We start from the raw sequence: 14,093 nt of genomic DNA on the forward strand, positions 1-14,093 counted from the left end.
TGACTTTTGATTAATTCTTTTAAAACAACATACAATAACGAAAGAAATAAAAAGGATTCGCCTTAGAAAAAGCGAACAGTTATAGACAGGTAGAAAAAGATGGAGGGATGACCATGAGTGAACAATCAAAAGTAAAAAAGTTACCAAGTAGAAGCGAGATAAAAGTAGAAGATAGGTGGAAACTAGAAGATATTTTTGCTTCAGATGACGCATGGGAAAAAGAATTTGAAGAAGTAAAAGCTCTTATTCCGCAAATGGAGAAATTCAAAGGGAAACTTGGAGAGTCCGCTCAAACTTTATACGACGCTCTTCAAGAGCAAGACGAGCTCACAATGCGCGTTAGTAAACTTTATACATATGCTCATATGCGCTACGATCAAGATACCACTAACTCTTTTTATCAAGGGTTAAATGATCGTATCAAAACACTTTATACCCAAATTGCAAGTGCACTATCGTATGTAACACCAGAAATTTTGTCTATTGAAGAATCAAAAATTAAACAATACATGGCGGAACATAAAGAGCTAAAGTTATATGCTCATGCGTTAGATGAAATTACTCGCGAGCGTCCGCACATTTTATCAGAAAGCGAAGAAGCGCTTCTTGCTCAGGCTTCTGAAGTGCTAGGATCTTCAAGTAACACGTTTGGAATGCTAAACAACGCAGATTTAGAATTCCCTTCCATTAAAGACGAAAATGGAGAAGAAGTAGAAATTACGCACGGGCGCTATATTCGTTTCCTAGAAAGCAGCGATCGCCGCGTACGAGAAGAAGCGTTTAAAGCGGTTTACGAAACGTACGGTAAATTTAAAAATACGTTTGCAAGTACATTAAGCGGCACCGTGAAGAAAGATAATTTTAGCGCTCGCGTTCGTCACTATAATTCAGCTCGTCACTCAGCTCTTAGCACAAATAATATTCCAGAAGAAGTATACGATAACTTAGTTAAAACAGTGAACGATAATTTGCATTTACTGCATCGATATATTGATTTACGTAAGAAAGTATTGGGAATTGAAGAGCTTCATATGTATGATCTCTATACGCCTTTAGTAAAAGACGTAAAAATGGAAGTAACCTATGAAGAAGCTAAAGATTATATTTTAAAAGGTCTGAAACCACTAGGTGAAGACTACCTTAATGTGTTAAAAGAAGGATTTGAAAATCGTTGGGTAGACGTTCATGAGAACAAAGGCAAGCGAAGCGGTGCTTATTCTTCAGGAACGTACGGTACCAATCCTTATATCTTAATGAACTGGCAGGATAACGTAAATAACTTGTTTACACTAGCCCATGAATTTGGCCATTCTGTACACAGTTATTACACAAGAAAAACGCAGCCATATCCTTACGGAGATTATTCAATCTTCGTTGCAGAAGTAGCTTCCACGTGTAATGAAGCGCTTCTAAACGATTATTTACTAAAAACAATCGATGATGAAAAGCAGCGCTTGTACTTGCTTAACCATTATTTAGAAGGGTTCCGCGGTACTGTATTCCGTCAAACGATGTTTGCTGAATTTGAGCACGATGTGCACGTACGTGCTCAAAACGGAGAGCCGCTTACACCTGAATTATTAACAAAATTGTATTATGACTTAAATAAAAAGTATTTTGGAGACAATTTAGTAATTGACGAAGAGATTGGATTAGAATGGGCTCGTATTCCGCATTTCTACTACAATTACTACGTTTATCAATATGCTACAGGATTCAGTGCAGCAGCAGCATTAAGTAAGCAAATCCTTGAAGAAGGAGATGCAGCTGTTGAGCGCTATGTAGGTTTCTTAAAGTCAGGAAGCTCTGATTATCCAATTGAAGTGTTGAAAAAGGCAGGAGTGGATATGACAACATCTCAGCCTATTGAAGAAGCGCTAGCCGTATTTGAAGAGAAATTAACGGAAATGGAACGTTTATTAAATCAATAAAATTAAAATGAAGCAGGAGCTGTATCCTGCTTCATTTTTTAAATCCTCGAAATTTGTTGTGATTGTTAAGCAATGTAAAAATAATAAGAATAGCTAAAAATAAGAGAGGGCCTGCGATAATGAGAGGAACAAGCTGCATAAGAGATAAAATATAGAATAAAAAAGAAAACAAAAGAATAACAACCCCTAGAGTAATTCCAGCAATTTTCATAGTTAACACCTCTATTAAAAGCATAATTGGTTGTACTATATGAGTGAATCTGGCTGTTTATGAAGTTTTTTTATAAAAAAGTGAATAAAATTGAAAAAAGGGGTTGCCAAAAGTCGACATAATTTGCTATAGTATTAATCGTGAAGTTTATCACAAAACAAACATATACCCCTTTGTTTGACCGTGAAAAATTTCTCCCATCCCCTTGTTGTCTTAAGACAAACGAAAAGACTTGGCGAAAGCCAAGTCTTTTTTGTTTAGTTGATGCTTAGGAGAAGCATCAACATGTAATGATTAACAGCTCTTTTCAGTACTTCTCCAAAAGGTTCCGTATTTGACAGGAACTCTTTCAACAACTTGCTGAAGCTGAAGTTTTTTCAATTCTTTTTCAGCCTCTTCTAATGACAAACCATACACAACTGCAACTTCTTTTGAAGCAACAAATTGAAAATAGCTTAAAAATGAACGAAGAGGCGGAAGACAAGCTGGATCTGGGTCAATTTCTAACATCTCTTTAATGATGTGTACATATGTTTCGTACGAATAGTATCCTGATATCTTAATGCCTTCTTCTTCAACTTTTTCGTTGAAGAACACAAGAGTTGGAATCTCATCGACATCCATTTCCGACGTGATTTTTAAATCACATTGAAAGGCCTTCGCAGCGTAATCTGAATGCAAATCTTTTACAAATTCATTAACATCTAGCCCCACATGTTTTGCACATTGTATTAAGACAGATTCTTCTGTAACATTTTGTTTTTCTAAAAATACTACTTCTTGAAGTCTTCTCAAAAAGCGAATGCCCTGTTTCTTTCCTTGCAGACCGGCCGCTTTAATCGCAATTGATGCAGCGTAGGGAGTATCGATTGGGTTTTCAAGCCACAGATTGCCGTCACATGACATACCGGAGCGGCTTCCAGTTTTCTCCCACGATTTTGCAATATGTTCAAATTTCTGCTGTGCTCCAATATTTAATTGCTGTAAGTTTCCGCCAAGCACATGCTTGAGGGATAACAGCTGACCATATTCTATTTGTAACTTCTTTAGAATAGGCTCGAGTGCCCAGCATTCGGGGCAAAGAGGGTCAACAAATACATAGATTTCAAGCGGCTTTTTATTTGAACCTTGACAAAGCTGATGCAAGGATGGGTATTGGCTATTTAGATTACTCAATGTGAAAATCCTTTCTCATCTGTCTGTTCCGGTGAATTAATCATGTGTTGGGCAGTTAAAATAAGACGATGATAAAGTTCATCTCTCTCAGGGCCTTCTAAATTAATTTCGTCCATTGCTTCATGCATGCACGTCAGCCAGGCTTTGGCTCTTGACGGTGTAATTTCAAAAGGAAGATGCCTAGCTCTCAGCATAGGGTGACCATGCTCTTCAGTGTATAACGAAGGCCCTCCTAAATATTGTGTCAGAAATTGCTTTTGCTTTCGTGCTGTTTCTGTTAAATTATCAGGAAAAATTGGCGCGAGCTCAGGATGTTGTCCAACGCGTGTATAAAAAGCATCAACAAGTTTTGAAATCGTATGTTCACCGCCTAATAATTCGTAAGGGGAGTGGATTTTTTCTCTCATGTTGATAACTCCTTTGTTATAAGAAATATACGTCTTAACTCTTTGGTGTTTTTTACTTTCCTTAATTTTAGCAGTGTCATTTCGTTAACTCAAACTATCCGCTTACTTCTTCTACTGGAAAAGAGATAAAGTGGAATTTTACATAAGAAAAGTCTATGTTGCTGTGGCGAATCACTAATTATGAGAAACAAAGGAATACTTTCACAAACGTTTCCTTCTATTTATATAGTGTAACCTCGACAAACTATAGCCATTCCACGTTCGAGTGGCCAATGCTTTGGCTCTTTTACACAAGATAAGAAGACATAATTTTATTTACATATTTTTGCGTTTCTTGAAAAGGAGGTACTCCGCCGTATTTATCGACATTACCTGGTCCAGCATTATAGGCCGCCAACGCTAATTTCACATTTCCGTTGTATTTATCTAACATTTGCCGAAGATATTTGGCTCCGCCAAATACATTTTGCTTGGAGTCGTACGGATCTCCTACACCAAGAGCTTTAGCCGTTGCTGGCATTAGCTGCATAAGCCCAGCCGCTCCTACAGAACTTTTGGCAGATGGATTAAAGTTTGATTCTTGTTTAATAACAGAACGAATAAGTTTAGGATCCAGCTGGTAGCGTGCAGCTGCTTCTGTGATTATTGTTTGTACATCCTGAGAACTGGACTTTGCGGTTTCGTTTTTTTGTGCTGGTAAAGCAGCATTTGAAGCCGCTGTCTTACCTGAGGAAGAAACAGATGGCTCGGACTGGATTTGAACCGCCGTAGATGGAAACATCTGCGCTGCCTTCAAGTAAAGATTAGTACTCATTTGAGGCTCTTGATTGACGTAGTCTTGAAAAAGCTGAGCAAATACAGAGAGTAAAGTTGTACCAAGCATCACGTTAGCTGTTGGCAGCTGGTTGTTAACTGAAAATGGCTGAGTGCCAGGAATTTGAACGGAAGACATGTAATTGTTAATATTCATGCTCATGAATTTATTCTCCATCCATTAACGTATACTTTCGCTTGTAAAACCGGCGAATTTTGTTTTCCGTTGGTTTCTTTTTAATATCAAGCTCCGCAAGTAATTGCTCAAAATATTTGGCTCCTTCATTGGCATCGGTTACTTCGTATTCAAGTTCATAATCCTCAGCACCTAGATAAAAGCTATGATCGAGTACAAGTAACCCGTTTTTATATGGAATTTCTGCTCGACTTGTACGCAAAGTGCCAAAATAAGTTAGCGCATGGCTCTTGACTTGTAAATCATTAATAAGCTGTTGAATTGTTGACGGAATCTTGGCGCTGCCATCTAGCAATTCTTTAGCTTGTTCATTTGTTAATGCTTCATGTGTTTCTAAAAGACCCTCTTGATGAGGCTGTTTGAGCGTGAGAACGAACTTATCTTTTTTGCTTCGAATTCGCAGAGCAGCCCCGCAGTCTTTTAATGAGAAAGCAGGTGTATCAAAATAGTGGTTTTCTTGAGAAACAAACTGATCTTCAGTTAATTGAAAGTGTGAGCGGAGACGATCAAACTCTTCTTTCGTTACTATATTTTTAAATTCAATTTCAATTTCTTGTTTCAATGAAATCATCCTTTTAATTTAGGTCTTTTGGTAAGTCACTTTCCATCTTAATTTATCACACTTTTTGAGACAGTAAAACTACATTTCCTAACAGGAATATCCATATGGGGAACTTGGAAAATGAAGAAATACGGATTGTTTAGGTTTTACCTTTATTAAACGTTCCTGGAATGTGTTAAAATAGTAACGAATTGTATAGTTGGAAGGAGTTTATTTATGCACAATCGAATTGACATCACTACCTGTGTGATGAAATCAAATGAATTACATTTAAAAGCAGACCCTATTGAGACGGAAATTGAACAATTGGAAGATACAAAACAAATGCTTGTTGACTCAGATAACATGTCATTTGTATATGTTGTAGATATTAATGATCAATTTATGTATGTTGGCCTTAGTGATAATATTTGGGCAAATTTAAAGCACGTCTTACATAAAGATATGAAAGTATTTTTAGAAATTAATAAGGAAGTAATTGAGCTATCAGCCGTTAAAGAAGAGCTATCTTATCTCATCAGTAACATCGAAGGAAATGTGAATTATGGAGACGAGATGGTAGCAAGAGTAGAGGAAGTTTTTTTAGATAAAGAAAATAAGTAATAGAGAGAAAAAAGGGGGGTGTTATTAATGATCAGGCATTGGGATTTATTTTTAGCACCGTATAAACAAGCCGTTGAAGAACTTAAGGTGAAATTAAAAGGAATTCGTTCACAGTATGATATGAAGTCTACGCATTCACCTATTGAATTCGTGACGGGACGAGTAAAGCCTATCGCCAGTATTTTGGATAAAGCAACTCGAAAAGGAATTTCTCTCGATCGCTTAGAGGAAGAGATGCAGGACATTGCGGGACTCCGTATGATGTGTCAATTTACGGACGATATTAAAGCGGTCGTAGAGCTCCTTCGTCAGCGCACAGACTTTGAATTGATTGAAGAAAGAGATTATATTCTTCATAAAAAAGAAAGCGGCTATCGTTCATATCATGTGGTCGTATGTTATCCTGTTCAGACAATTAAAGGTGAAAAGAAAATTTTAGTGGAAATTCAAATTCGTACACTGGCTATGAATTTTTGGGCTACAATTGAGCATTCTTTAAATTATAAGTACAGCGGGAAATTTCCTGAGAATATCAAAAAGCGACTTCAGCGTGCTTCTGAAGCGGCTACTCAGCTCGATGAAGAAATGTCTCAAATACGAGGTGAGATTCAAGAAGCTCAGGCTATTTTCTCACGAAAAAAAGAATCGGCGGAAGAATCTTAGGTATGACTCAGCAACAGCTTTGTACATTGGATGGATAGGGGGAGAGAATTAGGTGGAGAAAATAAAATTTGCTATTACATCAAAAGGCAACCAAATATCAAATACGCTTATGCAAAAAATGAAAACGTATTTATTAGATTTTCATTTAGAATATGATGAAAACCAGCCTGATATTGTAGTGTCAGTAGGAGGGGATGGAACGCTTCTCTATGCGTTTCACCGCTATCGAAACCGACTTGACAAGACGGCTTTTATTGGGGTTCATACCGGCCATTTAGGCTTTTACGCAGATTGGACACCTGATGAGATTGAGAAGCTGGTGATTGCTATTGCAAAGACACCCTATCAGACTGTAGAGTATCCACTGCTCGAAGTGATTATTCGCTACACAAACGGTGGACGCGAAGCTCGATACTTAGCTCTGAATGAATGTACGGTAAAAAGTGTAGAAGGTTCTTTAGTAATGGATGTGGAAATTAAAGGGCAGCGATTTGAAACCTTCCGAGGAGACGGTCTTTGCGTATCCACGCCCTCGGGAAGTACAGCTTATAACAAATCCCTTGGAGGCGCGATTTTACATCCTTCGCTTCAAGCTATTCAAATTGCTGAAATGGCTTCTATTAACAATCGAGTGTTCCGTACGATAGGTTCTCCATTGGTTCTTCCTGGACATCATACAGCGCTGTTAAAGCCTGTTAACGACGCAGACTTTCAAATTACCATTGATCATTTAACTCTTTTACATAAAGATGTAAAGTCGATTCAATTTCGGGTAGCAAGCGAAAAAATTCGATTTGCTCGCTTTCGTGCGTTTCCTTTCTGGCAGCGTGTCAGAGACTCTTTTGTATGTGATGATTAAAGGCAGGGAAGAGAATGAAACAAGTTTTTACGTTGAGTTGGACCGTAGATCATTCTTTCGAGGGTGTAGCGGTTCGTGAATTTTTAAAAAAACATGATATTTCCAAAGCTTCTCTGACGGATATTAAGTTTAGAGGAGGAGCAATTGAAGTAAATGGAAAGCATGCAACCGTTCGATATATTTTGCAAAAAGGTGACGAAATCAAGGTGGCGTTTCCACCAGAAAAAGCAAGTGAAAGCCTTCTTCCTAAAGCTATACCTTTGGATATTGTATACGAAGATGAGTATATTTTAGTTTTGAATAAGCAGCCAAACATGCCAAGTATACCTTCTCGAGAACATCTAACGTGGTCACTAAGTAATGCTGTGCTCTATTATTATGAGGAAAATAACATTAACTCGACTGTTCATCTTGTAAATAGGTTGGACCGAGACACATCTGGACTGCTTATTGTCGCTAAGCATAGGCACGTTCATTACTTATTCTCTAAAGCACAAAAAGAACATGAAATTAAACGCGTGTACCGAGCTTTTGTTCATGGTAAGCTTGTTGGCAAAGAAACGATAGAGGCTCCGATTGGCCGAAAAGAGTCAAGTATCATCGAACGAGAAGTAAGAGAAGATGGGCAATTTGCTATTACACATTATACGGCGCTTCGTCAGTATTCTTCTTTTACAGAAGTTGCTCTTTCGCTTGAGACGGGGAGAACTCACCAAATTCGTGTTCATATGGCTTATAAAGGATATCCACTGCTTGGAGACACCTTATATGGCGGAACGAATCATCTTATTTCTCGTCAAGCTCTTCACAGCTATGAGCTCACTTTTTTTCATCCTTTTTTACAAAAAACTTTGTCTTTTACAGCACCTTTGCCGCCAGATATGCAGAAACTTCAAATCGTAAAAGAAAGTCGCTTTTTTTAATGAAAAGCGACTTTCTTTTTACACGAAGTGATTAAATTTTTCCTCTACATGAGGCATAGATGAAGGCACCGATATAATATTCCCTTCAGGATACTGAAATGCCGTTAAAGCCCCTCCAAAAACTGCGCCTGTATCAATATTAATGGTATTATGAATTTTTCTGGCTTTTACTACGGGTGTATGCCCATACACGATAAAAGGTTTTCCGTTATAATGTTTGGCCCAATCCCGTCGGACAGGCATGCCGTTTAGATGTTTTTCACCCGTAATGTCTCCGTATAGCACAAAGGTTTTTACTTTTTTATCTGTTCTGCCAATGTATTCAGCTTTAAGACCAGCGTGAGCAATAATTAATTGGTTTTGATCAAGCTGCACATATAGAGGTGATTGTTCATAAAGCTCAATGAACTTTTTTTTAATGAATTTCTGTTCTCTGGAAGGTAAAGCTTCGTACTCAGCAACTGTCGTTTCTAACCCATGAGTAATTTGCACTTTGTTACCGCAAAAGAAGCGATATAGCTTATTGCAGTGATTGCCTGGACAGTAGTAAGCTTGCTGGTGCTTTATTACAAGTGACCATACGAGTTCAATTACTTTTAGTGAATGAGGTCCTCGGTCTGTTAAATCACCTACAAATCCAAGGCGCCGTCCGTCAGAGTGGACAGGAATCCCATTTTGCCACTCATACCCAAGTTTTTCTGTTAATGCTTTTAATTCATCATAGCACCCATGGATATCACCTATTATATCTACTTTCATCTTTTATCCACATCCTTAAAAGGTTTTTCCTTTGACGATATAAAATTACCCTTATATGGAGCAAACTATGTGTAGAACTTATATATTATTGGGAAAAGAGTAAAGAGCTGTGAGTTGAAAAAAAACAAAATTCATCATAAAGTTAAATGAGTTTTGTACGACAGGGAGGTTGAAGACATGACAGATTCAATTGAAAAAGAAGAAAAAGCATGGTTCGCCGAACATTTATTATCACTTTTAGAAAAAAATGAAATCGATGCATTTCGTGAAGAATTTTTACATATGCATACGTATGACCAAGCTCAATTTTTTGAAGAATTAGATGAGCCTTCTAGATTTGCGCTGTACGAGATGTTATCTCCGGAAGAAATGGCGGATATCTTTGAAAATGTAGAGATACGAGAAGAAGATTATCAAGAAATTCTCTCAGAAATGCATCCCAATTTTGCAGCAGACATGCTGTCGGAAATGTCGGCGGATGATGCCGTTGATGTATTAAATGAATTGGATAAAGAACAAGTGGCGAGCTATTTAACAATTATGGATGAAGAAGCAGCCGATGAAATTAAAGAGCTGCTTCATTACGAGGAATATACCGCTGGAAGTATTATGACGACTGAGTTTGTGGCCATTCGTGAAAATCAAACCGTACATTCAGCTATGCACATTCTACGCAGGGAAGCTCCAGAAGCGGAAACGATTTATTACGTATTTGTTATTGATGAACAAAAGCATCTAGCAGGTGTTATTTCTCTTCGTGATTTAATTATAGCAGATGAAGATACGATGATAAGCGAAGTTATGAATGAACGAGTCGTATCCGTGTCAGTAGCAGAAGACCAAGAAGAAGTTGCGCGTATTATGCGCGATTACAACTTTCTTGCGCTTCCAGTTGTTGATTTTCAGCAGCATCTTCTCGGGATTATTACGGTTGATGATGTGATGGATGTTCTTGATGAAGAGGCATCGGATGACTATTCTAAATTAGCCGGTATTAGTGATGTAGATGATACGATTGACCACAACCCTTTAGTAGCGGCCAAAAAGAGGCTGCCTTGGCTTATCATTTTGCTGTTTTTAGGAATGATGACAGCGAGCTTAATTGGACGTTTTGAAGATACGTTGAATCAAGTAGCTATTTTAGCTGTATTTATACCTTTGATTGGCGGTATGGCTGGTAATACAGGAACACAAGCACTAGCCGTTGCGGTTCGCGGACTGGCGACGGGAGAAATCGAAGAAGAAAGCAAATTTAAGCTGTTAATCCGAGAAGCAGCTACCGGAATGATTACGGGCGCATCATGTGGACTTTTAGTTGTATTAATTGTTTATATTTGGCAAGGAGATCTGATTTTAGGCGCTTTGGTAGGCGTCTCTGTATTTTCAACATTGATTGTGGCTACACTAGCAGGAGCGTTTATCCCGCTTCTCATGCACAGGTTCAAAATTGACCCTGCAGTCGCATCAGGGCCATTTATTACAACCATCAATGATCTTATCAGTATTTTAATTTACTTCGGTCTAGCGACAACATTTATGAGTTATTTAAAATAATGAAGGGACTTTAGAATTCGACATGAGTAATCATGTCGGATTTTCATTATCAGTTCATATAGTTGACAGAGAACCTTCAAGCTTTTATGATTAACCTTTAATTTTGAATACTAACGTCTTCGTTTTATAAATAGCGAAGGTAAAAGGAGGGGAATCTAATGGAACAGCACGCGTCCTTTACATCACTTGTTATCGTCATTAGTTTGGCCTTTTTAACGCCTATACTGTTGCATCGGTTTAAACTCAACATTATACCTGTAGTCGTAGCTGAAATTATTATGGGATTAATTATAGGGAAAAGTGGTTTTGACCTTGTGGAGCAGGATATGTGGCTTGAAACACTTTCCACTTTAGGCTTTATCTTTTTGATGTTTTTAAGTGGTTTAGAAATTGATTTTTCTGCTTTTGCTGGAGGAAATTCAAAAGACAAAAAGGCATCAGGAGCGAAGGTGCCAAATGCTTTTTCCGTTTCTATATTAGTGTTTGCAGCTATCTTTGCGGTTTCACTATTTTTGTCCTATGTTTTTGTATGGACCGGTTTTATTGATAATGCCTTTTTGATGACGCTTATTATTTCTACCATTTCACTAGGAGTAGTAGTGCCGACCTTAAAAGATGCACAGATTATGAAAAAGCCGATTGGACAAACCATTTTATTGATTGCGGTTATTGCAGACTTAGTCACGATGATTTTACTAGCCGTATTTGCTTCTGTCTATGATAAATCAGGAAATAGCAATACATGGTTGATTTTAATTTTGTTTGGAGTAGGAGTGATTTTATACTTCATAGGGAAGCAGTTTAAAAACCGATCGTTTCTTGAGACAATGTCTAAAGGTACAATTCAAATCGACACGCGCGCCGTATTTGCACTCATTATTATTCTGGTGGGTCTTTCGGAGTCAATTGGCGTTGAGAACATTTTAGGCGCTTTTTTAGCGGGGGCACTCGTTTCTCTTCTTGCGCCTAACAAAAACTTAGTTCATAAATTAGATTCGTTTGGCTATGGATTTTTAATTCCTATCTTTTTTGTGATGGTAGGAGTGAAGCTTGACGTTTGGTCATTGTTCAGTGATAAAAAAGTGCTGATTTTAATGCCTTTATTATTCATTGCATTATTAATATCCAAGCTAGTCCCAGCGTTAATCTTAAGAAAATGGTATGATATGAAAACTGTTTTGGCATCGGGTTTTCTTTTAACATCGACTTTATCACTCGTTATTGCGGCAGCAACGGTTGGTGAAAATATTGGTGTTATTGATTCACAAATGTCCGGTGCGCTGATTTTGGTGGCGATTATTACATGTATTATTACACCTATTATCTTTAGAAAGCTGTTTCCAAAGCCAGAAATCAGTGACAGAAAGCTGAAGGTTAATATGCTTGGTGCAAATCAATTTACACTCCCGGTTATTCGAGAAATGGATCTTGATTTATATGATGTGACGATCTATCACCCTACTCAGGACAAGATCGAAAACCGTACGTCTGATTCTATTTTTAATATCGTCGACATCGATGGGTACAGTAAAGAAACGTTAAAGCGTACGGGGATTTTAGATGCGGATGTATTAGTTGTAACAACAGGGGAAGAAGAGAGAAATAGCGACATTGCTCTATTTGCAAAAGAATATGGTACAGAACGGGTTATTGCCCGCGTAGAAAGTCCTGTATTAGACGAAAAGATGAAAGAAAATAACATTGAAGTTTTTTCTGTGCTGTTATCTACAACTGCATTGCTAAAAGCATTAATCGAATCGCCAAATATTCTAAATATCTTAACGAATCAAGAAACAGCACTTTATCAAATCAATATGCGTAATCCTAAATACGAGGGGGTAGAGCTTCGTAAGTTCCCATTTACAGGAGATGTGATTTTTGTTCGAATCTTTAGGGGCAAAGATTCCATTGTACCTCATGGCGATACAGAGCTTGAATTTGATGATCGTTTGATTGTCACAGGGTCTCGTTCGTATGTGAATGAACTGCGTATGCTTCTTGAGTATAAAATTAGATAAAGACATTTAGGTAGTAGGTTTAATTCTTTACCTTATTGAATGAGAGAAAGAGGCTGTTACAAAAGTATTTTAGCCCAAGTGAAAGACGAACCACTGATCAACATGTTTGATTAGTGGTTCGTTTTTTTTGTTATGGTGAACGTAGGTTTCGTCTGTTTAGTTCCTTATAGAGTTGATCCGAGGGCAAGGCGAAGACTCCAGCGGAAAGCGAAGTCTTGCATGGAGATCAACTGTGGTGTAACAATCGGTTCAGCTCGTGTACCTCATTTGTACGTCTTTAGATTGAATTAATTTCGTTATGTTTCAACCTTTTTTATTGTGTTTTCTCAAATGCTGGATACAAAAGTACAGTGCTGATTTTGTTTCCAAAAGAGCTGCGGCAAAAAAATAAACAAGTTTTTCCGTGTGCAAGCATACATTTTTAAAAGAACGATAACAAGCAATTGGAGGTATGCTTCATGACTAACTCAAAATCTAAGTCAGAAGAAAACGAGCCGCTAATGTACATTGTCCAGCCAAACGCTACGCAAAATCAGCGTTCTATGCAATATTATTTCAGTTCAAAACAGGAAGACAATAAAGGAATAGAGAAAGATCCTGTGTTAAAAGAAGAGCCCAGCTTTTCTTCCATTCAAGAAGTCAAAGAGCCTGACGTAGAAAAAGTGGAAGAGATTAAGCAAGAAAAAGAGGAAGAGCGTTCAATTGTTCCCGTGGATATACCGCAATCAGAGACTAAAAAGCCAAATAAAATGTTTCAGTCTATGACGATTAAAGAAAAAGTTGAATTTCTATGCAGCTTCCCGCCTCATATGTCTCAGCCAATTTGTGAAATTACGTGCCAAAATCAAAAATATATAGGAACAATTCTAGAGTTAAAAGAAGGAAGTTTATATGTAAGCGTTCCTCCTAATAAAGAAAAAACAGTATTGACCTTTAATGATATTCAAACCATATCTATCGTTAAAATTTAAGTAATTTTAAAAGCTAACAGTGAAAAAGCACGTTAGCTTTTATTTTCATAAGTTTGTGAATGTACGGAGGAATGAAGATGACATGGATTTATCTAACGCTATTTATCTTTGCAACGTTTCGACTTACTCGTCTAATTGTTTTTGATAAAATTACGGCTTTTATTCGGAAGCCGTTTCACAAAATTGTAGAAGATCAAGATGAACAAGGAAATACGGTAACGTACCTGGAGATAAAAGGGAAGGGGCTGCAAAGGTGGATTGGAGAACTGCTCAGCTGCTATTGGTGTACAGGCATATGGTGTGCGGTAGGAATTTATTTTAGTTATGTAGCGGTCCCGCACATTGCTATTCCTATTATTACGATCTTAGCTATTGCAGGGTGTGCAGGAATTATAGAATCTTTTATGAAATAAATGGACGAGTTAAAAGACATATTGATCGTCAATA

Annotated in this window: 15 protein-coding genes; 9 read left to right on the plus strand and 6 right to left on the minus strand. The window is 37.6% G+C overall.

Annotation, left to right across the window (positions count from 1 at the left end; translation table 11 throughout):
* Positions 1-113: 113 nt before the first annotated feature.
* Positions 114-1,931 carry an oligoendopeptidase F gene (gene pepF / locus U9R83_RS03690; RefSeq protein WP_243550252.1) on the plus strand — a complete coding sequence of 606 codons (1,818 nt, stop codon included), beginning with the start codon at positions 114-116 and terminating at the stop codon, positions 1,929-1,931.
* Between the two features lie 31 nt (positions 1,932-1,962).
* On the opposite strand, the gene U9R83_RS03695 is transcribed toward pepF, so the two are convergent.
* The 5 genes from U9R83_RS03695 to U9R83_RS03715 all read right to left on the minus strand — a co-directional run bounded on the left by U9R83_RS03695 (position 1,963) and on the right by U9R83_RS03715 (position 5,296).
* Entirely contained in the window at positions 1,963-2,142 is a 180-nt protein-coding gene (locus U9R83_RS03695; RefSeq protein WP_014461572.1) for a hypothetical protein, read from the minus strand.
* Between the two features lie 294 nt (positions 2,143-2,436).
* Positions 2,437-3,288: a ClpXP adapter SpxH family protein gene (locus tag U9R83_RS03700; RefSeq protein WP_013055432.1), complete on the minus strand. Its 852-nt coding sequence runs from the start codon at positions 3,286-3,288 to the stop codon at positions 2,437-2,439.
* 26 nt (positions 3,289-3,314) lie between these two features.
* Entirely contained in the window at positions 3,315-3,725 is a 411-nt protein-coding gene (locus U9R83_RS03705) for a globin domain-containing protein (RefSeq protein ID WP_014461570.1), read from the minus strand.
* 286 nt (positions 3,726-4,011) lie between these two features.
* A complete protein-coding gene (locus U9R83_RS03710; protein ID WP_014461569.1) occupies positions 4,012-4,701 on the minus strand; it encodes a lytic transglycosylase domain-containing protein in 690 nt (229 codons plus the stop codon).
* Between the two features lie 4 nt (positions 4,702-4,705).
* A complete protein-coding gene (locus U9R83_RS03715) occupies positions 4,706-5,296 on the minus strand; it encodes a CYTH domain-containing protein (protein WP_014461568.1) in 591 nt (196 codons plus the stop codon).
* 216 nt (positions 5,297-5,512) lie between these two features.
* Between U9R83_RS03715 and U9R83_RS03720 the strand changes: the two genes are divergently transcribed.
* From U9R83_RS03720 to U9R83_RS03735, 4 genes are all read left to right on the plus strand, one after another.
* Positions 5,513-5,899 carry a hypothetical protein gene (locus U9R83_RS03720; protein WP_014461567.1) on the plus strand — a complete coding sequence of 129 codons (387 nt, stop codon included), beginning with the start codon at positions 5,513-5,515 and terminating at the stop codon, positions 5,897-5,899.
* Positions 5,900-5,926: 27 nt separating this feature from the next.
* Positions 5,927-6,562 carry a GTP pyrophosphokinase gene (locus U9R83_RS03725; protein ID WP_014461566.1) on the plus strand — a complete coding sequence of 212 codons (636 nt, stop codon included), beginning with the start codon at positions 5,927-5,929 and terminating at the stop codon, positions 6,560-6,562.
* Positions 6,563-6,623: 61 nt separating this feature from the next.
* Positions 6,624-7,421 (plus strand): NAD kinase, encoded by a 798-nt coding sequence (locus tag U9R83_RS03730; protein WP_025749877.1) that lies wholly within the window; start codon positions 6,624-6,626, stop codon positions 7,419-7,421.
* A 14-nt stretch (positions 7,422-7,435) separates the two neighbouring features.
* Positions 7,436-8,344, plus strand: a complete 909-nt coding sequence (locus U9R83_RS03735) for an RluA family pseudouridine synthase (protein ID WP_014461565.1) — start codon at positions 7,436-7,438, stop codon at positions 8,342-8,344.
* Between the two features lie 18 nt (positions 8,345-8,362).
* Here U9R83_RS03735 and prpE read toward each other — a convergent pair whose 3' ends face one another.
* Positions 8,363-9,103 carry a bis(5'-nucleosyl)-tetraphosphatase PrpE gene (prpE, locus tag U9R83_RS03740; protein WP_014461564.1) on the minus strand — a complete coding sequence of 247 codons (741 nt, stop codon included), beginning with the start codon at positions 9,101-9,103 and terminating at the stop codon, positions 8,363-8,365.
* A gap of 177 nt (positions 9,104-9,280) precedes the next feature.
* Here prpE and mgtE point away from each other — a divergent pair, with 177 nt between their 5' ends.
* From mgtE to U9R83_RS03760, 4 genes are all read left to right on the plus strand, one after another.
* Complete coding sequence (gene mgtE, locus U9R83_RS03745; protein WP_014461563.1) at positions 9,281-10,657, plus strand: magnesium transporter; 1,377 nt, start codon at positions 9,281-9,283, stop codon at positions 10,655-10,657.
* A gap of 158 nt (positions 10,658-10,815) precedes the next feature.
* The gene (locus U9R83_RS03750; RefSeq protein ID WP_014461562.1) at positions 10,816-12,675 is read left to right on the plus strand and encodes a monovalent cation:proton antiporter family protein; all 1,860 of its coding nucleotides are present in this window, start codon (positions 10,816-10,818) and stop codon (positions 12,673-12,675) included.
* A gap of 458 nt (positions 12,676-13,133) precedes the next feature.
* On the plus strand, positions 13,134-13,646 hold the full coding sequence (locus U9R83_RS03755; RefSeq protein WP_014461561.1) for a CotO family spore coat protein: 513 nt from the start codon (positions 13,134-13,136) through the stop codon (positions 13,644-13,646).
* 77 nt (positions 13,647-13,723) lie between these two features.
* Positions 13,724-14,059: a DUF1360 domain-containing protein gene (locus U9R83_RS03760; protein ID WP_033578057.1), complete on the plus strand. Its 336-nt coding sequence runs from the start codon at positions 13,724-13,726 to the stop codon at positions 14,057-14,059.
* Positions 14,060-14,093 lie beyond the last annotated feature (34 nt).

It is taken from the genome of Priestia sp. LL-8 (assembly GCF_036227845.1).
Taxonomy (GTDB): domain Bacteria; phylum Bacillota; class Bacilli; order Bacillales; family Bacillaceae_H; genus Priestia; species Priestia zanthoxyli.

Excerpts from the sequence above, each read along its gene's own strand:
- pepF (WP_243550252.1), top strand. The coding sequence starts at position 114 with ATGAGTGAACAATCAAAAGTAAAAAAGTTACCAAGTAGAAGCGAGATA.
- U9R83_RS03695 (WP_014461572.1), bottom strand. The coding sequence starts at position 2,142 with ATGAAAATTGCTGGAATTACTCTAGGGGTTGTTATTCTTTTGTTTTCT.
- U9R83_RS03705 (WP_014461570.1), bottom strand. The coding sequence starts at position 3,725 with ATGAGAGAAAAAATCCACTCCCCTTACGAATTATTAGGCGGTGAACAT.
- U9R83_RS03710 (WP_014461569.1), bottom strand. The coding sequence starts at position 4,701 with ATGAGCATGAATATTAACAATTACATGTCTTCCGTTCAAATTCCTGGC.
- U9R83_RS03720 (WP_014461567.1), top strand. The coding sequence starts at position 5,513 with ATGCACAATCGAATTGACATCACTACCTGTGTGATGAAATCAAATGAA.
- U9R83_RS03725 (WP_014461566.1), top strand. The coding sequence starts at position 5,927 with ATGATCAGGCATTGGGATTTATTTTTAGCACCGTATAAACAAGCCGTT.
- U9R83_RS03735 (WP_014461565.1), top strand. The coding sequence starts at position 7,436 with ATGAAACAAGTTTTTACGTTGAGTTGGACCGTAGATCATTCTTTCGAG.
- prpE (WP_014461564.1), bottom strand. The coding sequence starts at position 9,103 with ATGAAAGTAGATATAATAGGTGATATCCATGGGTGCTATGATGAATTA.
- mgtE (WP_014461563.1), top strand. The coding sequence starts at position 9,281 with ATGACAGATTCAATTGAAAAAGAAGAAAAAGCATGGTTCGCCGAACAT.
- U9R83_RS03750 (WP_014461562.1), top strand. The coding sequence starts at position 10,816 with ATGGAACAGCACGCGTCCTTTACATCACTTGTTATCGTCATTAGTTTG.
- U9R83_RS03755 (WP_014461561.1), top strand. The coding sequence starts at position 13,134 with ATGACTAACTCAAAATCTAAGTCAGAAGAAAACGAGCCGCTAATGTAC.
- U9R83_RS03760 (WP_033578057.1), top strand. The coding sequence starts at position 13,724 with ATGACATGGATTTATCTAACGCTATTTATCTTTGCAACGTTTCGACTT.